The sequence below is a fragment of the Pseudomonas sp. 1L-B-1-E-C1 genome, assembly GCF_057291835.1.
This window is the reverse complement of the sequence record NZ_JBXAWN010000010.1, coordinates 160,271-177,793: the sequence shown is the minus strand read 5'-3', so window position 1 is coordinate 177,793 and position 17,523 is coordinate 160,271. Positions and strand designations below refer to the sequence as shown.

The 17,523-nt window shown below is 61.1% G+C and carries 17 protein-coding genes; 3 read left to right on the top strand and 14 right to left on the bottom strand.

Annotated features, from left to right (window positions below):
- Positions 1–56: 56 nt before the first annotated feature.
- The 5 genes from AC0Z4S_RS18680 to leuS form a co-directional block, all read right to left on the bottom strand.
- Positions 57–1,379: a lytic murein transglycosylase gene (locus tag AC0Z4S_RS18680; protein ID WP_485624114.1), complete on the bottom strand. Its 1,323-nt coding sequence runs from the start codon at positions 1,377–1,379 to the stop codon at positions 57–59.
- Positions 1,380–1,440: 61 nt separating this feature from the next.
- Positions 1,441–1,605: an alternative ribosome rescue factor ArfA gene (gene arfA, locus AC0Z4S_RS18675; RefSeq protein ID WP_016773035.1), complete on the bottom strand. Its 165-nt coding sequence runs from the start codon at positions 1,603–1,605 to the stop codon at positions 1,441–1,443.
- 175 nt (positions 1,606–1,780) lie between these two features.
- Positions 1,781–2,818, bottom strand: coding sequence for a DNA polymerase III subunit delta (holA, locus tag AC0Z4S_RS18670; protein ID WP_485624112.1), 1,038 nt, complete (start codon positions 2,816–2,818; stop codon positions 1,781–1,783).
- Between the two features lie 39 nt (positions 2,819–2,857).
- On the bottom strand, positions 2,858–3,463 hold the full coding sequence (locus AC0Z4S_RS18665) for an LPS-assembly lipoprotein LptE (RefSeq protein WP_485624110.1): 606 nt from the start codon (positions 3,461–3,463) through the stop codon (positions 2,858–2,860).
- 88 nt (positions 3,464–3,551) lie between these two features.
- Positions 3,552–6,158: a leucine--tRNA ligase gene (leuS, locus tag AC0Z4S_RS18660; RefSeq protein ID WP_485624108.1), complete on the bottom strand. Its 2,607-nt coding sequence runs from the start codon at positions 6,156–6,158 to the stop codon at positions 3,552–3,554.
- Positions 6,159–6,413: 255 nt separating this feature from the next.
- Here leuS and AC0Z4S_RS18655 point away from each other — a divergent pair, with 255 nt between their 5' ends.
- Together AC0Z4S_RS18655 and AC0Z4S_RS18650 are read left to right on the top strand one after the other, a co-directional pair.
- Positions 6,414–6,737, top strand: a complete 324-nt coding sequence (locus tag AC0Z4S_RS18655) for a hypothetical protein (RefSeq protein ID WP_024014441.1) — start codon at positions 6,414–6,416, stop codon at positions 6,735–6,737.
- A 105-nt stretch (positions 6,738–6,842) separates the two neighbouring features.
- Positions 6,843–7,604, top strand: a complete 762-nt coding sequence (locus AC0Z4S_RS18650) for a YdcF family protein (RefSeq protein ID WP_485624106.1) — start codon at positions 6,843–6,845, stop codon at positions 7,602–7,604.
- Between the two features lie 87 nt (positions 7,605–7,691).
- Here AC0Z4S_RS18650 and lnt read toward each other — a convergent pair whose 3' ends face one another.
- From lnt to miaB, 5 genes are all read right to left on the bottom strand, one after another.
- Positions 7,692–9,215, bottom strand: coding sequence for an apolipoprotein N-acyltransferase (gene lnt, locus AC0Z4S_RS18645; RefSeq protein ID WP_253496129.1), 1,524 nt, complete (start codon positions 9,213–9,215; stop codon positions 7,692–7,694).
- A gap of 18 nt (positions 9,216–9,233) precedes the next feature.
- Entirely contained in the window at positions 9,234–10,073 is an 840-nt protein-coding gene (locus tag AC0Z4S_RS18640) for a CorC family transporter (RefSeq protein WP_007909641.1), read from the bottom strand.
- A 5-nt stretch (positions 10,074–10,078) separates the two neighbouring features.
- On the bottom strand, positions 10,079–10,573 hold the full coding sequence (gene ybeY, locus AC0Z4S_RS18635; RefSeq protein WP_252868341.1) for an rRNA maturation RNase YbeY: 495 nt from the start codon (positions 10,571–10,573) through the stop codon (positions 10,079–10,081).
- On the bottom strand, positions 10,566–11,561 hold the full coding sequence (locus tag AC0Z4S_RS18630; RefSeq protein ID WP_253496127.1) for a PhoH family protein: 996 nt from the start codon (positions 11,559–11,561) through the stop codon (positions 10,566–10,568). The genes ybeY and AC0Z4S_RS18630 overlap by 8 nt, the downstream gene beginning before the upstream one ends.
- Positions 11,562–11,777: 216 nt before the next feature.
- Positions 11,778–13,106 carry a tRNA (N6-isopentenyl adenosine(37)-C2)-methylthiotransferase MiaB gene (gene miaB / locus AC0Z4S_RS18625; protein ID WP_485624103.1) on the bottom strand — a complete coding sequence of 443 codons (1,329 nt, stop codon included), beginning with the start codon at positions 13,104–13,106 and terminating at the stop codon, positions 11,778–11,780.
- A gap of 132 nt (positions 13,107–13,238) precedes the next feature.
- Here miaB and AC0Z4S_RS18620 point away from each other — a divergent pair, with 132 nt between their 5' ends.
- Entirely contained in the window at positions 13,239–13,568 is a 330-nt protein-coding gene (locus AC0Z4S_RS18620) for a DUF1820 family protein (protein ID WP_016773045.1), read from the top strand.
- A 123-nt stretch (positions 13,569–13,691) separates the two neighbouring features.
- On the opposite strand, the gene AC0Z4S_RS18615 is transcribed toward AC0Z4S_RS18620, so the two are convergent.
- The 4 genes from AC0Z4S_RS18615 to AC0Z4S_RS18600 all read right to left on the bottom strand — a co-directional run bounded on the left by AC0Z4S_RS18615 (position 13,692) and on the right by AC0Z4S_RS18600 (position 17,209).
- Positions 13,692–14,246 carry a tetratricopeptide repeat protein gene (locus AC0Z4S_RS18615; protein ID WP_064364065.1) on the bottom strand — a complete coding sequence of 185 codons (555 nt, stop codon included), beginning with the start codon at positions 14,244–14,246 and terminating at the stop codon, positions 13,692–13,694.
- A gap of 224 nt (positions 14,247–14,470) precedes the next feature.
- On the bottom strand, positions 14,471–15,754 hold the full coding sequence (hemL, locus tag AC0Z4S_RS18610; RefSeq protein ID WP_434766821.1) for a glutamate-1-semialdehyde 2,1-aminomutase: 1,284 nt from the start codon (positions 15,752–15,754) through the stop codon (positions 14,471–14,473).
- 15 nt (positions 15,755–15,769) lie between these two features.
- On the bottom strand, positions 15,770–16,393 hold the full coding sequence (gene thiE / locus AC0Z4S_RS18605; protein WP_485624100.1) for a thiamine phosphate synthase: 624 nt from the start codon (positions 16,391–16,393) through the stop codon (positions 15,770–15,772).
- 18 nt (positions 16,394–16,411) lie between these two features.
- Complete coding sequence (locus AC0Z4S_RS18600; protein ID WP_253496116.1) at positions 16,412–17,209, bottom strand: hydroxymethylpyrimidine/phosphomethylpyrimidine kinase; 798 nt, start codon at positions 17,207–17,209, stop codon at positions 16,412–16,414.
- Positions 17,210–17,523 lie beyond the last annotated feature (314 nt).

Below are 17,523 nucleotides of genomic sequence, written 5' to 3'. Positions count from 1 at the left end.
GGACGCTCGTCAATCCCATGTAGGAGCTGCCGAAGGCTGCGATCTTTTGATTTGTTCTATTGGCTACGCAGGCTCTCAAGCAACTTGTGCGTCGGATAACCATCCGCCGGCCACCCCAGCGCCTGCTGCGCGCTGCGAATCGCTTTGCGGGTGTTGGCGCCAATAATCCCGTCAGCCGTGCCGGCATCGTAGTTACGCGCGCTCAACAGCGTTTGCAGTTCGATGCGCTCGGTGCGGCTTAGCGGCAGATCGTCTTTCGGCCAGTTGCCATTGATCAGGCCTGCTCCTTCGAATCGCTCCGACAACAGACTCACCGCCAACGCATACGATGACGAATTGTTGTACTTGAGGATCGCCCGGAAGTTATCGAGGACCAGAAACGCCGGGCCACGATAACCGGCTGGCAAGAGCAGGGCAGCGGACAGTTGCTCGGAACCGGCTGGCACCTGCGCACCATTGGGCAGGCTCACGCCCAGTTGCCGCCATTCAGCAACACTTTTACGAATCGTGCCATCCGCCAGGGTGTAGTTGAAGCTGCTCGGCAGTTGCACTTCGAAACCCCACGGCTGACCACGCTGCCAGCCTGAGCTTTGCAGATAATGTGCGGTCGAGGCCAGGGCATCGGCGGGGCTGCCCCAGATATCGCGGCGACCATCACCGTCGAAATCCACGGCGTGGGTGTTGTAAGTAGTCGGGATGAACTGGGTCTGGCCCATTGCCCCGGCCCAGGAGCCGAGCATTTTTTCCGGAGTGATATCGCCCTGTTGCAGAATCTGCAGGGCAGCGATCAATTGCGCGTGAGCAAAGCCCGGGCGACGCCCTTCGTAGGCGAGGGTGGCCAGCGAGTTGATCACCGACTTGCTGCCCTGGAACTGGCCGAAATTGCTTTCCATGCCCCACACCGACACCAGTGCCTGGCGATCAACGCCGTACCGTTGCTCAATACTTTGCAGAATGTCGGCGTACTGATTGATCAATGCCTGGCCTTTGCGCACGCGCAGCGGCGACAGCGCGCCATCGAGGTATTCCCATACTGGCCGCGAGAACTCCGGCTGACTGCGATCGGCACGAATCACGCTGGCGTCGAAGCTGACATTGGCAAATGCCTGATCGAACAGCTCAGGGCGAACCCCGGCGGCGAGGGCGTCCTTGCGAAAACCCGCCTGCCATTCGGCAAAAGTCTGGGTCGGTTGAATATCGAGCGGATCGGCGGACGGCACTACCGGCGGGATAATCGCTGGGGCCGTAGGCACGGGAGCGGCTTGAAGCGGTTGTGCATCGGCGGCGGTGGGTTTTTCCGCGCAGGCGACAAGCAGAATGAAGCTGGAGGCAGCGATCAATTGGCGCACGGGCCAACGACGGGAAAGACTTGGGGGCATGCACAGTTCCAGGGGAAACGAATCAGGTGCAGACCTTAACATGAGCGGGGGGTGGTGCGCTTCAGGCAGCCAGAAAGTAAAAAGCCTCCCGGTTGTCAGACCGGAAGGCTTCGCGGCGGTAGCTGCCTTTGCCCTTGGCTGGTCGTTCCTGACGACTGCGGAACAAGGGCTGGGCGACGATGGATTTGGCCTTGTTGGGGCCATGCTTTGCTGGCTTTTTGCTCATGAGCTTCTCTCGGTGAGGTGAGTTTTGCGGGGGGAATAATCTGCCGATGTCGGGCATCTGTCTATAAGACAAATATGGGCAGTGTTTGTAGGAAAACAAGATCAAAAGATCGCAGCGTGCCGCAGCTCCTACAGGGGTCGGTGTAGGAGCTGCCGAAGGCTGCGATCTTTTGATCTTATTCGGCAGGCAAAGTCAGTCGCTGGCCTGACATCAATAAAGCCAGACGACTCAGGCTCATCCACGGCGAACCCGCCGCCTGGCCCTTGATCTGCGCATCGATGCGCTGGGCTTCAAGCAACAATTGCGCCCAGCGTGGCGCCGAGTAGCGTTGCAGAGCCTTGCTCATCAGCGGCTTGCGCTTGTCCCAGACCGGCGGTTTCGACTGGCTGAAGCACTTGTCCAGCGGAGCGCCCTGGCTGTATTGCAGGGAGATGTTGGCCAGCAGGCGCAACTCCCGCGCCAGTGCCCAGAGAATCACCGGCGGCTCGACGCCTTCGCCGCGCAAACCCTCAAGCATGCGCAAGGCGTGGGCCGGTTCGCCGTTGAGTACCGCGTCAGTCAGGCCGAACACGTCGAACCGCGCACTGTCGGCCACGGCGGCCTGCACGGTTTCGACGGTGATCTGCCCACCTTCGGCCATCAACTTGAGCTTTTCGATTTCCTGGGCGGCGGCGAGCAGGTTGCCTTCGACACGCGCGGCAATCAACTCGACCGCGTCCTGACTGGCCGACAGGCCGGCCTGCGACAGACGTTGACGGATCCAGCTCGGCAGCTGATTGGCATCCACCGGCCAGATCTGCACGAACTGGGTTTGCTGGCCTTCGACCAGCGCCTTGCCCCACTTGGTTTTCTGCGCACTGCCATCGAGCTTGGGCAGGCTGATCAGCAGCAGCGTGTCCTCGGCGGGGCGCGAGCAATATTCGATCAGCGCCGCAGCACCTTTGTCGCCGGGCTTGCCTGAGGGCAGGCGCAGTTCCAGCAGGCGTTTTTCGGCGAACAGCGACATGCTCGCACCGGCCTGCAGCAACGTACCCCAATCGAAATTGGCGTCGGCGGCGAATACCTGGCGTTCGTCGAAACCTTGCTGACGAGCAGCGGTGCGGATGGCGTCGGCGGCTTCCTGACACAGCAGCGGGTCATCGCCGCTGATGATGTAGACCGGCGCGAGGGCGCCTTGCAGGTGTTTGCCGAGTTGCGCGGGAGCGAGCTTCATAAGGAAGGGCGAGCGGGGCGCCTGAGCGCCCCGGCCGGCTTACTGCTGCGGGATTTCGAGCGGAGACTGACGCGGCGTTTCCGCCTCAGCCTTTTGCGCCGCTTCCAGCGCATCGGCTTCAGCCTTGGCGCGGTCATTGGCGGTTTGCTGCAGTTGCTGCAACTGGCTCGGAGTCAGTTGCGACAGGCGCAGCATCATGCGCTGGACCAGCTCGCGGCGAATTTCATGACGGGCATCATTGGCTTCCTGGTCGGAACCGACGAGGTTGTTGCCGTCGTGAATGAACACCTTCTGTACTTCAAGTTTGTCGCTAAGCAGGGACAGGTTCTTCTCGCCGCGGATGTCATAACTCAGCACGGTATTGACCTGATACTCGCCTGTGCGGCCGGCACCGGCATAGCTGAGGATGCGCTGGCTTTCCTGCTCGTCAGCCAGGTACAGCTTGTAAGGCGCGCCGCTGTAAACCTTGACGCCGCTGGATTCCAGCGTCTGACGCAGCTGTGTCACGGTTTCGCCGTACGCGTTGCGCGCGCTCAGGTCGATTTCCTTGATCGACAGTTCGTTGGTGCCGGTACCACGCAACTGGAAACCGCAGGCGCCCAGCAGAACGGCGAGGCCCATCACCAGCAGATTGCGTTTGATCATTGTGTTGCTCCCCTTGAAACCAGGTGAGCCGACTCTGCGGCCCGAAAGGTTTTACTGGCTGCCAGGCGAGCCTGACAGCCGATCCAATTTAGCTGGCGACGATGTTGACCAGTTTGCCCGGTACCACGATCACTTTGCGAATGGTCAGGCCGTCGACGAAGCGCAGCACGTTTTCGTTGATGCGCGCGGCGGCTTCGATCTCTTCGCGGGTGGCGCTGGCCGGCATTTCGATCTGCCCGCGCAGCTTGCCGTTGACCTGAATGACCAGGGTCAGGCTGTCCTGCACCAGTGCACTTTCGTCCACCGCCGGCCAGCCTGCATCGATCACCGCATCGGCGTGACCCAACTGCTTCCACAGTTCGTGGCTGATGTGCGGGGTGATCGGCGCCAGCAGCAGGGTCACCGCTTCCAGACCTTCGTGCAGCAGTGCGCGGTCCTGTTCGGTGGCTTGCGCGGCTTTTTCCAGCACGTTCATCAGCGTCATCACTTGGGCGATGGCAGTGTTGAATTTGTGGTTCTGGCCGACGTCATGGCTGGCCTGCTTGATCGCCAGGTGAATCGCACGACGTACGGTTTTCTGCTCGTCGCTCAGCGCGGCGATATCCAGTTTGCCCGGCAAGCCCTGGGTGACGTGGGCTTGCGCCAGACGCCAGACGCGCTTGAGGAAACGGTGCGAACCTTCAACGCCGGAGTCGGACCATTCCGCGCTCATGTCAGGCGGCGAAGCGAACATCATGAACAGGCGGCAGGTGTCGGCGCCGAACTGGTCGATCATCGACTGTGGGTCGACGCCGTTGTTCTTCGACTTGGCCATCTTCTCGGTACCGCCGATTTCCACCGGCAGGCCGTCGGATTTCAGTTTGGCGCTGATGACTTTGGCCTTGCTGTCGCGTTCGAGTTCTACGTCGGCCGGGTTGAACCACGTGTAAGCGCCGTTGGCTTCGCGACGATAGTAAGTCTCGGCGATCACCATGCCCTGGGTCAGCAGGTTCTTGAACGGCTCGTTGGAGCTGACCAGACCTTCGTCGCGCATCAGTTTGTGGAAGAAGCGCGCATAAAGCAGGTGAAGAATGGCGTGTTCGATACCACCGATGTACTGATCCACCGGCAGCCAGTGATCGGCCGCGGACTTCTCGACCAGACCACCTTCGAAGTGCGGCGAGGCGTAACGCGCGTAGTACCAGGAGGACTCGACAAAGGTGTCCATGGTGTCGGTTTCACGCTTGGCCGGCGCGCCGCATTTCGGGCAATTGCACTCGTAGAACTCGGGCATGCGCGCCAGCGGCGAACCGGCGCCGTCCGGCACCACGTCTTCCGGCAGAACGACAGGTAGTTGATCTTCCGGCACCGGTACGTCACCGCAGGCGGCGCAGTGGATGATCGGGATCGGGCAGCCCCAGTAGCGCTGGCGGCTGATGCCCCAGTCGCGCAGGCGGAACTGGGTGCGCGAGGCGCCCAGCTCTTTCTTGATCAGGGCCACTTCCATGGCGTCGAACGCGCCAGCGAAGTCGAGGCCGTCGAATTCACCGGAGTTGATCAGCGTGCCGTGCTCGCCATAGGCGTCCTGCCACGGCGCCGGGTTGCTGTCACCGGAGCTGGTGCGCACCACCGATTTCACCGGCAGGTTGTACTTGTGGGCGAATTCGAAATCGCGCTCGTCGTGCGCCGGCACCGCCATGACTGCGCCGTCGCCGTAGTGCATCAGCACGTAGTTGGCGACCCACACCGGCAGTTTCTCGCCGGTCAGCGGATGCTCGACGAAGAGGCCGGTCGGCAGGCCTTTCTTTTCCTGGGTGGCGACGTCGGCTTCAGCGACGCTGCCGCCCTTGCATTCAGCAATGAACGCTTGCAGCTCAGGGTTGTTCTGCGCGGCCAGGGTCGCCAGCGGGTGCTCGGCAGCCACGGCGACGTAGGTCGCGCCCATCAGGGTGTCCGGACGGGTGGTAAAGACTTTCAGAGTGCCGGCTTCGCCGATCGAGTCGACGTTGTACGGAAACTGCACTTCCATGCCGCGGGACTTGCCGATCCAGTTGCGCTGCATGGTCTTGACCTGTTCCGGCCAGCCAGTCAGCTCGTCGAGGCTTTCCAGCAGCTCGTCGGCGTAGGCGGTGATCTTGAAGTAGTACATCGGGATTTCGCGCTTTTCGATCAGCGCGCCGGAGCGCCAGCCGCGTCCGTCGATAACTTGCTCGTTGGCCAGCACGGTCTGGTCGACCGGGTCCCAGTTGACGGTGCCGTTCTTGCGGTAGATCACGCCTTTTTCGAACAGGCGCGTGAACAGCCATTGTTCCCAGCGGTAGTAGTCCGGCTTGCAGGTGGTCACTTCACGTGACCAGTCAACCGCCAGGCCGAGGCTGCGTAGCTGCGACTTCATGTAGGCGATGTTTTCGTAGGTCCACTTGGCGGGCGCTACGTTGTTTTTCATTGCGGCGTTTTCCGCCGGCATGCCGAACGCATCCCAACCCATTGGCTGCAGAACGTTCTTGCCCTGCATGCGCTGGTAGCGCGAGATCACGTCGCCGATGGTGTAGTTGCGCACGTGGCCCATGTGCAGCTTGCCGCTGGGGTAAGGGAACATCGACAGGCAGTAGTAGGTTTCCTTGCCTGGCTGTTCACTGACTTCAAAGGACTTTTGCTCATCCCAGAACGACTGGGCGGCGGCTTCGATCTCACGGGGCTGATATTGTTCGTGCATGGCTACTTTTGTACTGGATAGGGGTGGCCTAGTCCGCTTCGACGGCGGCATCCGGGATGGCCCGGGTGCGCTGGAAGTGGAATGACAGGAAGCGCCGTAGCATACATGACCGCGCTTGGCCGAGGGAAACCCTGATTACAGCTGAATGCCTGAGGGTTCAGGTGGCGAGGGCCGTTGGTCGCGGCGTGTAGCCGGTTCGTGCAGCGAAGCTAAGCTCTAACTGGGGAGTGAGTCTTATCTTCAATGAGGTGAGGGATGGTGGAGCAACGGAAAAAAAACGTAACGAAACCCGAGTTGTACGAAAGGTTGATCGATCGTCTGGGCATGGCGCTGGACGCCGTGAAAACCGCTGACCGGCTGCGCGACGAGCGCCCCCTGGAACTGGAATTGCGTGGCTTGAGCCCCGCCGAGTTCAAACTGGTCAAGGCCTATCTGGATCGCAGTGAACGTGAAACGCAGGGATGCCTGTCTCAAGCAGTGAAGCAGCTCGATGCAGCACATTCGGCCAAGGTCATCTGGCTCAAGGACAAGGCGCCGCGCAGAGACACCGGCAAGGTTCGCTCTGTACAGGCCAAGTAAGCGCATGGCAGGTCGGTAAACGGATCTTTTGCAACAGGATCCCGCCTATTGGTTGTAACCCTTGATTAACACTCTTAGGCTTCGGGCATCTTTTGGAGATGCCCGATGCCCTTTCGATACTTCATCAAACAACTGCTCTTGCCGCCCGGCATTCTCTTGCTGCTGTTGCTGGCCGCCTGGTGGCTGCGCCGCTCGCGACCGCGCTTGGCTGGCGTGTGCTTTGCCCTTGGCTTCGGCGGTATGTGGCTGATGAGCCTGCCGGTGGTGGTGCAGTGGGGCGCCAAGGCACTGGAACGCGAGCCGCCGCTGGCCCGGCAGGAATGGGCGACGCTGGCGCAACGCGCCGATGCCATTGTGGTGTTGGGCTCGGGTCGCGAGCGCGGTGATCTGGCCTGGGGCGAAGACCAGCCAACCGGCGTCGGGCTCGAGCGTCAACGTTACGCGGCGCGCTTGGCCAAGGCCTCCGGGTTACCGATCCTGACCAGTGGCGGCCTGCATTACGGCACGCCCCCGACCGAGGCGAAGTTGATGGCGGATTCATTGCGCGATGACTTCGACGTGACGGTACGGTGGCAGGAAGGGGCGAGCCGCACCACGTGGGAGAACGCGAAGATGACGGCGGATATTCTCTTGCCGCAGGGGATCAAGCGGGTCGTCGTGGTGACGCAGGCGTGGCACATGCCGCGGGCGGTGTGGAGCTTTGAGCAGGCGGGATTTGAGGTGGTGCCGGCACCGGTCGGGTTTCTCGGTACCGATAACGCAAGACCGTTTGGCGGCTGGCTGCCGGAATTCAAGTCGATCTGGCAGAGCGGGCAATTGCTCAATGAGGCGGTGGGGCAGGTGGGGTATTCGTTGTTTTACCGCTGAAGATCAAAAGATCGCAGCCTGCGGCAGCTCCTACAAGGGGATTTGCGTTTTCCCTGTAGGAGCTGCCGAAGGCTGCGATCTTTTGCTTTAAAGAGTCTTCGACATGCGGTTGGCCATCAGCGCCCAGCCAAACAGCAGCAGGCACAACACGATCAGCGGCCACGAACGCCATTGCAGATAAGGCGTCAGGTCATGCATCGGCACCACTTCGCCGTACAGCACGCCCTGTTCGAACTGCGGAATCTGCGCGGTGATCTGGCCGAACGGATTGATCAGGCCGGTGACGCCGTTGTTGGTGGCGCGGATCATCCAGCGTCCGGCCTCAAGCGCGCGCATCTGCGCCATTTGCAGATGTTGCAGCGGCCCGATCGAGGTACCGAACCAGGTGTCATTGCTGATGGTCAGCAGCAAATCACTGCGGGCCGATAGCCCAGCGGCGAATTCCGGATAGACCACTTCGTAGCAGATAAACGGTGCGATCTGATAACCCTTGGCCTGCAAGAGCGCCTGATCGGAAGGGCCGCGAGCGAAGTCCGACATCGGCAGGTCGAAGAACGCGATCAAACCGCGCAACACATCCTGCAACGGCACGTATTCGCCGAACGGCACCAGTTTCTGCTTCAGGTAAGTGCCGTCGCCTTCGCCGACCACGGTGATGCCGTTGAAGAAGCGCCGCTCGTGATGCACGGTCTGGCGGATCGGCACACCGGTGATCAACGCCGATTTACGCTCGGCGGCGAAGTTGCCCATCATCGTCAGGTAGCCCTCGGCGGATTCCTTCAGCACCGGCACGGCGGTTTCCGGCCAGATCAGCAGATCGACCGGTTTGGAACGGAAACTCAAGTCGCGGTACAGCGCCAGTTGCGCGTTGAGCTCGGCCGGGTCCCATTTCATGCTTTGCGCGACGTTGCCCTGAATTGCGGCGACCGTCAGCGGTGCGCCGGACGGGCTGGTCCAGGCATGGCCTTTGAGGGCGACGCCTGCTGCCCAAGGCCCCAGCAGAAGTACCAGGCCGGCAGCGATAAAGCCTTTGCGGCGAGCCTGCAACAAGCGCGGAGCGTTGTAGATCAAGGCTGCGGTCAGTGCCAGAACGAACGACACCAGCCACATACCGCCCACTGGGGCGAGCCCGGCCAGCGGACCGTCGAGCTGACTGTAACCGGAGTAAAGCCACGGGAAACCAGTAAGGAACCAACCGCGAAACGCTTCCTGGCCGACCCACAGCGCAGCAAATGCCAAGGCATCCGCCAGCGGTGCTTCGTTACGACGCAACCAGCGCGCCCACAACCAGGCGGGCAGGGCGAAGAACCAGGCAATCGCCGCGGTGAACAGCAGCATCAGGAACCCGGCGAGCAACACCGAAGCGCCGCCAAAATGGTGAATGCTGTAATAGATCCAGCTGGTGCCGGCGCCGAACAGGCCGAAGCCGAAGCACCAGCCACGGCCCAGCGCCTGACGCGGACTCAGCTCACGCAAACCGGCATAGAACAATCCGACCGCCAGCAACGCCAGTGGCCAGATGTCGAACGGGGCAAGAGCGAACGTGGTGATTGCACCGGCCGCCACGGCCAGCAGGTTACCGGGCCAGCCGGGGCGGGTAGTCCAGCGCATTTCAGTCCTTAGATTTCTTTACCGGGCGATTGGTGTGAGTCGCAGCAAATGAATCCGACGGCTGTCGGCGTTCAGGATGCGGAAACGATAGGCGCCGATTTCAGTGATTTCGTTGCGTTTTGGCAAGTGCCCGAACGCGCTCATCACCAGACCGCCGACGGTGTCGAACTCGTCGTCGGAGAACTCGCTGTCGAAGAACTCGTTGAAGTTCTCGATCGGCGTCAGCGCCTTGATCAGGAAATCACCGCTGGGCAGCGGCTTGATGTAGCTGTCTTCTTCGACGTCGTGCTCGTCTTCGATATCGCCGACGATCTGTTCCAGTACGTCTTCGATGGTCACCAGACCGGCCACGCCGCCGTATTCGTCAATGACGATGGCCATGTGATTGTGGTTGGCGCGGAATTCACGCAGCAACACGTTCAGACGCTTGGACTCCGGCACGAAGGTGGCCGGGCGCAGCAGGTCCTTGATGTTGAAGCTGTCGCCGTTTTCCTTGAGGATCAGCGGCAGCAGATCCTTGGCGAGCAGCACGCCCATCACGTCGTCATGGCTTTCGCCGATGACCGGATAACGCGAGTGGGCCGAGTCGACCACGGCAGGGAGGAATTCGCGGGGTGTCTGGGTCGCCTTGATGCTGATCATCTGCGAGCGCGGCACCATGATGTCGCGCACTTGCAGGTCAGCCACCTGAATGGCGCCTTCGACGATGGCCAGCGCTTCGCTGTCCAGCAGTTTGTTCTGATGTGCATCACGCAGCAGCTCGAGGAGCTCCTGACGGTTCTTCGGCTCGTGGGCAAAAGCCTGGGTGAGTTTACCCAGCCATGACTTCTGCCCGTTGCTCGATCGATCTTCGCTCATAGCGATTACTCTGAATCCTTTGTTGTAACGATAGGGGAGTGTTCGGTTTCGTCGTCCGCGTACGGATCGGGATAGCCCAGTTCAGCAAGCAACTCGCGTTCCAGTGCTTCCATTTCCTCGGCTTCGTCGTCATCTATATGGTCGTAACCGAGCAGATGCAAGCAGCCGTGAATGACCAGATGTGCCCAGTGGGCCTTTAGTTCCTTGCCCTGCTCGGCGGCTTCGCGTTCGACCACGGCCACGCAGATCACCAGATCGCCAAGCAGCGGGATATCGAGAAACTCGTCGGGCACTTCCGCCGGGAACGACAACACATTGGTCGCATAATCCTTGTGGCGCCAGGTGTGGTTGAGCTCGCGGCCTTCTTCCTCGTCGACCAGACGAATGGTCATTTCCGAATCAGCGGTGCGCTGGCGCAGGGCCAGTTCGCACCACTGGCGGAACTCGGCTTCACTCGGCGCGCTGGCCTCGGTGGCGATTTGCAGATCCAGCTCAAGCATCGCGCGAGGCTTCCTTCGCGGCTTCGGCACGGGTTTCGAAGCGCTCGTAGGCCTCGACAATCCGCTGCACCAACGGGTGGCGCACGACGTCTTTGGGCTGGAAGTGGGTGAAGCTGATGCCCGGCACGTCTTTCAGCACTTCGATCACATGGTGCAGGCCGGACTTGGTGCCGCGCGGCAAGTCGACCTGGGTGATGTCGCCAGTGATGACGGCGGTGGAGCCGAAGCCGATGCGCGTGAGGAACATCTTCATCTGTTCGACGGTGGTGTTCTGGCTTTCGTCGAGAATGATGAAACTGTTGTTCAGCGTGCGACCGCGCATGTAGGCCAGCGGTGCGACTTCAATCACCTGCTTTTCGATCAACTTGGCGACGTATTCAAAACCGAGCATTTCGTACAGCGCGTCGTAGAGCGGGCGCAGGTACGGGTCGATCTTTTGCGACAGGTCGCCAGGCAGGAAGCCGAGCTTTTCTCCCGCTTCGACCGCCGGACGCACCAGCAGGATGCGGCGGATCTGCTCGCGCTCCAGCGCGTCAACCGCGCAGGCGACGGCCAGATAAGTCTTGCCGGTACCGGCCGGGCCGATGCCGAAGTTGATGTCGTTGCCGAGGATTTCCTTCACGTAGCGCTGCTGATTCAAGCCGCGTGGGCGAATCATGCCTTTTTTCGTGCGCAGGGCGACGGTCGGTTCGGCAGGGGCTGGATTGTCCAGATCGCCGGCCGATTCCTGGATGAACAGGTGCACCAGGTCTGGCGACAGCTCGGTACCCTTGGTTTCCCGGTACAGGCGGCGCAGCAGGTTTTCCGCGGACGTGGTGAGTTTTGGATCGCCAATCAGCTCGAACTGGTTTCCGCGATTGCGGATCTCGATGGCCAGGCGCTGTTCGATCAAGCGCAAGTGCTCGTCGAATTGCCCGCACAGATTGGCGAAGCGGCGAGCCTCAAAAGGCTCGAGGAGAAAACGATGTGGTTCGATGGGTGCGTTCAAGGTCGTATTTAGCCGCCCTGGGGCAATTAGGATGAAATCAAGGATAACGCCAGTGGCGTGGGTGCGAAAGCTCTTAAATGAGCCCACCCGATTCATGCCTCTGGCGCTGTACCTGTGGGAGCGAGCCTGCTCGCTAAGGCGGCGACGCATTCAACATTGATGTGTCTGGCAGACCGCCTTCGCGAGCAGGCTCGCTCCCACAGGAGAAATGCAGTGTTATTGAATCAGCGAACCACGCAGCGAGTGCGGCTGTGCGGCGTCGATGTGCACGTCGGCGAACTGGCCGATCAGGGTCGGATTGTCGCAGCGGAAGTTGACGATACGGTTATTCTCAGTCCGGCCCTGCAGTTCGCCCGGATCTTTCTTCGAATAATCGGTCACCAGAATGCGCTGGATTGTACCGACCATTTGTCGGCTGATTTCGAAGCCCTGCTGATTCAAGCGATGTTGCAGCGCATTCAGACGTTCTTTCTTCAATTCTTCCGGGGTGTCGTCGGCCAAATCGGCGGCCGGTGTGCCCGGGCGCTGGCTGTAGACGAACGAATAGGAGAAATCGAAGCCGACATCGGCAATCAGCTTCATGGTCTGCTCGAAATCTTTCTCGGTTTCACCGGGGAAGCCGACGATGAAGTCCGAACTGATGCAGATCCCCGGCACCGCCGCGCGCAGTTTGCGCAGCTTGGATTTGTACTCCAGCGCCGTGTGGTTGCGCTTCATCGCCGCGAGAATCCGGTCCGAACCCGACTGCACCGGCAAGTGCAGGTGCTTGACCAGCTCCGGCACTTCGGCATGGGCCTGGATCAGGCTGTCGGAGAACTCCAGCGGGTGCGAGGTGGTGTAGCGAATGCGATCAATGCCGTCGACGGCGGCGACCACGCGGATCAGCTCGGCCAGATCGGCCAGGCGACCGTCGTGGGTCTGGCCGCGATAGCCGTTGACGTTCTGCCCGAGCAGGGTCACTTCACGCACGCCGTGTTCGGCGAGGTGGATGATTTCCGCGATCACGTCATCGAACGGCCGGCTGACTTCTTCGCCTCGGGTGTACGGCACCACGCAGAACGTGCAGTACTTGCTGCAACCTTCCATCACCGACACATAAGCGCTCGGACCGTCGATGCGCGGTTCGGGCAGGTGGTCGAACTTTTCGATTTCCGGGAAGGAGACGTCGACTTGCGGCAGCTTGGTAATGCGCGCGGCGTCGATCATCTCCGGCAAACGGTGCAGGGTCTGCGGGCCGAACACCACGTCAACGTACGGGGCGCGATCGCGGATCGCCGCGCCTTCCTGACTGGCCACGCAACCGCCGACGGCGATGACCATCTCCGGGTTGGCCAGCTTCAGTTCGCGCCAGCGGCCGAGCTGCGAGTACACGCGATCCTGCGCGCGCTCGCGGATCGAGCAGGTGTTGAGCAGAATCACGTCGGCGTCTTCCGCGCGAGCGGTGACTTCCAAGGCCTGATGTTCGCCCAGCAGATCGACCATGCGCGAGCTGTCGTACTCGTTCATCTGGCAACCGTGGGTTTCGATGTAAAGCTTCTTGGCCATGGATTCGGGTCGTCACGTGATTCAAAGAACCGCGCATTATAGGGAACAAGCCGTCAGGTTCCTACCGCTGTGCGTCCGGTGGCTATGCTATAGTTCGCGCCCTCATTTTTACCCCGATGTTATCCGCCCGCCATGACCAAACGCGAAGCTCCAATCTACAAGGTGATTTTCCTCAACCAGGGCCAGGTATTCGAAATGTACGCCAAGCAGATCTATCAAAGTGATCTGTGGGGTTTCCTGGAAGTTGAGGAATTCGTCTTTGGCGAGCGCACGCAAATGGTCGTCGATCCGAGCGAAGAAAAGCTCAAGGCGCAATTCGAAGGCGTGGTGCGCAGCTTTGTGCCGATGCATTCGATCGTGCGCATCGACGAAGTGGAGCGCCTGGGCACGCCGAAAATCAGCGAAGCGCGCGGTGCGGTCGGCAATGTCATGCCGTTCCCGATGCCGATGCCTGAAAAGTAAGCTTCAAGACCGCGTCGCCTCATTCGCGAGCAGGCTCGCTCCCACAGGGGATCTTCTGAACACTGGAGATCTACTGTGGGAGCGAGCCTGCTCGCGAAGAGGCCAGAAAAATCTATAGAGAAATCAGGGAAGAGGGGAGAAAGGCGTACGCCCATCCGCGCTTTGCAGTTCCATCAGGTATTTGCGGAAAATCTGCCCGAGCACCTGAGTGGCGGTTTCCAGATCTTCGCGGGACATCTTTTCCGAGACTTCGTCGGCCGTGTCCAGCGCCTCTTCGGCACCGTTGACCGCCGCCATCTTCAGCACGATGTACGCCTGGATGTTGTTGGCCTGCACGCCCTCGCCGTGGAAGAACATGCTGCCGAGCTTGAATTGCGCCTGGGCGTGGCCTTGCAACGAGGCCTTTTCGAAATAGCTCAGGGCTTGATTGAGGTCGCGCGGCGCGTTCTTGCCGTCGTAGTAGAACTCACCCAACTCGTATTGCGCTTGCGCGTCCCCTTCGTCCGCCGCTTTCTGGCAGGCGGCCAGTGCCTGCGTGACGTCTTGCGGCTGAGTATTGAGGGTGCAACGACCCATCGCCGGGATCAACAACGAGTTGCCGCCTGCTTGTGCATGCGCGAGCAGGGGCTGAAGGAGCAACAGGCAGCCCAATGCAAGGGTGCGGCCGGTGCGGTTCATGGGAATCGACTTACCTCTGAAGGGCACGCGGACCCGTCGAGGGATCCAATAAGCGCGCATTATGAAATAAGCGAGGCCAACCTTACAAAGTCTTTACTCGTTTTTCTGCTGCATGGGGAATATATCGCCGGATTCAGGCAGCTTTTTCGCAGATGCGTCGGAAAAACCGAGCGGATGTAGGTGAAAGCTGACGCTGGCCATAGCCAACGTCAGCGGTGCGGCGATTATTTCAATGCGGCGAAGGCACGCTCGGCAGCGTCCAGCGTCAGTTGCAACTCGGCTTCGCCATGGGCGATCGAGGTGAAACCGGCTTCGAAGGCACTCGGCGCCAGGTACACACCCCCTTCAAGCATCAAGTGGAAGAAGCGACCGAAGAGGGCCGCGTCGCTGGCCATCACGTCGTCGAAAGTGACGATGTCGTCAGCCCCACTGAAATACAGGCCAAACATGCCGCCGGCCTGGGTGGTCACGAACGGAATGCCAGCAGCATCGGCACGCTGCTGCAGACCGTCGAGCATGCGCGCGGTGTAGTCGGTCAATTCGGCGTGGAAACCCGGGCGGCTGATCAGACGCAAGGTCGTCAGGCCGGCAGCCATCGCCAGCGGATTACCCGACAACGTACCTGCCTGATACACCGGACCGAGGGGGGCGATGCGCTGCATGATCTCGCGCTTGCCGCCGAAGCAGCCCACCGGCATGCCGCCGCCGATGATCTTGCCGAACGTGGTCAGGTCCGGCGTCACGCCGTAGTGCGCCTGGGCACCGCCGAGGGCGACGCGGAAACCGGTCATCACTTCGTCGAAAATAAGCACCACACCGTGCTTGTCGCACAGCGAACGCAGACCTTCGAGAAAGCCCGGCGCTGGCGGCACGCAATTCATGTTGCCCGCGACCGGCTCGACGATGATGCACGCCACGTCTTCGCCCACTTCAGCGAGCATCGTTTCAACCGCATCGATGTCGTTGAACGGCAGGGTCAGGGTGTGTTTGGCAAACGCTGCCGGCACGCCGGCCGAGCTCGGGACGCCTTGGGTCAGCGCGCCGGAACCGGCCTTGACCAGCAGGCTGTCGGAGTGGCCGTGGTAGCAGCCTTCAAACTTGATGATGCTGTCGCGACCGGTGAAACCACGGGCCAGACGGATCGCGCTCATGGTCGCTTCGGTGCCGGAGCTGACCATGCGCACCATGTCCATCGACGGCACCAGCGAGCAGACCAGATCGGCCATCTCGGTTTCCATCGACGTCGGCGCGCCGTAGGACAGGCCGTGTTGCAGTTGATTGCGCACCGCGTCGAGCACGTCCGGATGGCTGTGGCCAAGGATCATCGGACCCCACGAGCCGACGTAATCGACATAACGCTTGTCGTCTTCGTCGGTGACGTAGGCACCTTCGGCATGTTTGAAGAACAGCGGTGTGCCACCGACGCTCTTGAACGCGCGCACCGGCGAGTTGACGCCGCCGGGGATGTGTTTCTGAGCATTGGCAAACAGGGTTTCGGAACGAGACATGATCGGGCTCTCAAATCAGATTTTCAGAAGTTCGTTGAAGGCGCGGGCGCGGCGGGTCACTTCAGCGCTGCTGTCAGCACCGAACAGGCCATGGACCACGGCGAGCAGATCGACACCGTGCTCGACCAGGGGCGCGGCGTTATCGAGGGTGATGCCGCCAATCGCGCAGATCGGCAAGTGCAGCGTGCGTTTGGCTTCGTCGAGCAAGTCGAGGCTGCAACTCGGCGCGCCGGGTTTGGTGGTGGAATTGAAGAAGCGGCCGAAGGCGACGTAACTCGCGCCTTCTTTGGCGGCTTGTTCGGCCAGGGCGATCTGCCCGTGGCAGGTCGAACCGATTATCGCTTTCGAACCGAGCAGGGCGCGGGTCGGCGACAGCGGGCCGTCGGTCTGGCCGAGGTGCACGCCGACGTTGAGGCGCGCGGCCAGTTCGGCGTCGTCGTTGATGATCAACTGCGTTTTGTAGCGTTCGCACAGATTGCGCAGCGCTTCGGCCTCGCGCAGACGGCGGGCCTCGTCGCTGCTCTTGTCGCGGTATTGCAGCAGGGTGACGCCGCCATCGAGCGCCGCCTCCACGTAAGACAGAAACTTGCCGGCCAGCAACTGGCTGTCGGTAATGGCATACAGGCCACGGAGTTTCATCGGGCAGACCTCACGACGTTACGAGCAGAAATCCAGCGGCAGGCGACGCGGGACGAACTGGCCTTTACCCAGTTGTTCGGCGTCGCGCAGGGTCCGCCAGGTGTAATCCAGCGCACTGCGCACGGCACTGGCCAAATGTTCGCCCTGGGCCAATCGACCGGCGAGGGCGCTGGCCAGCGTGCAACCGGAGCCGTGATAGCTGCCCGGCAGGCGCTGGCAGATAAAGGTTTCGCGCAGACCGTCGCGGCTGTACACGCGGTTGTGGATTTCAGTTTCGTCGCCGTGGCCGCCGGTGATCAGCAGGTTCTTGACGAACGGCAGGAGTTTTTCTGCGCATTCGTCGGCGCTGCCGTCAGGCAATTCGGCGAGGATCCGCGCTTCAGGAAGATTGGGCGTGGCAATGATCGACAGCGGCAGCAGACGCTCGCGCATCGCATAGCCGACCTCGTCCTTGCCCAGGCGTCCGCCGCCGCCGGCACGCAACACCGGGTCGCAGACCACTGGCAGGTGCGGGTGCGCCGAGAGCAGTTCGACCACGGTGTCGACCATTTCCAGCGAACCGAGCATGCCCAGTTTCACCGCCGCGACTTCCGAGTCGTTGAGCACGGCGTTGGCCTGGGCCAGCACCCACTCGCGGTCGAGAACGCGAAAGTCAGTGACGTTGACGGTGTCTTGCACGGTCAGGGCGGTGACGGCCGGAGCCGCATGGCAACCCTGCGCGAGCAGGGCTTCGATATCTGCCTGCAAGCCGGCGCCACCACTGGGGTCGTGGCCGGAGAGACAGAGGACAACGGGGCGGGAGCTGTAGATATTCATGGTGCGCGAGCTTACCACCAAAGCTGAATTTGGGGTGTGGGAGGCAGCGCAAGATCAAAAGATCGCAGCCTCCGGCAGTTCCTGCATCGGACCGCATTCCCCTGTAGGAGGTGCCGAAGGCTGCGATCTTTTGATCTTCCTGACCAATGCAACAGCTCTAGGCCGCTGCTTTGCCCTGGAACGCCCGTTCTAGAGCCGTTGTAGGAAAAATTTCCATGGTGCTCAATGGCCATCAACGGCTATGCTAGGCTGGATCCAAACAATCACAGGTAATACCGGTTTTACGTCTACTCAAAGGGAATGGGGGGCTTCCT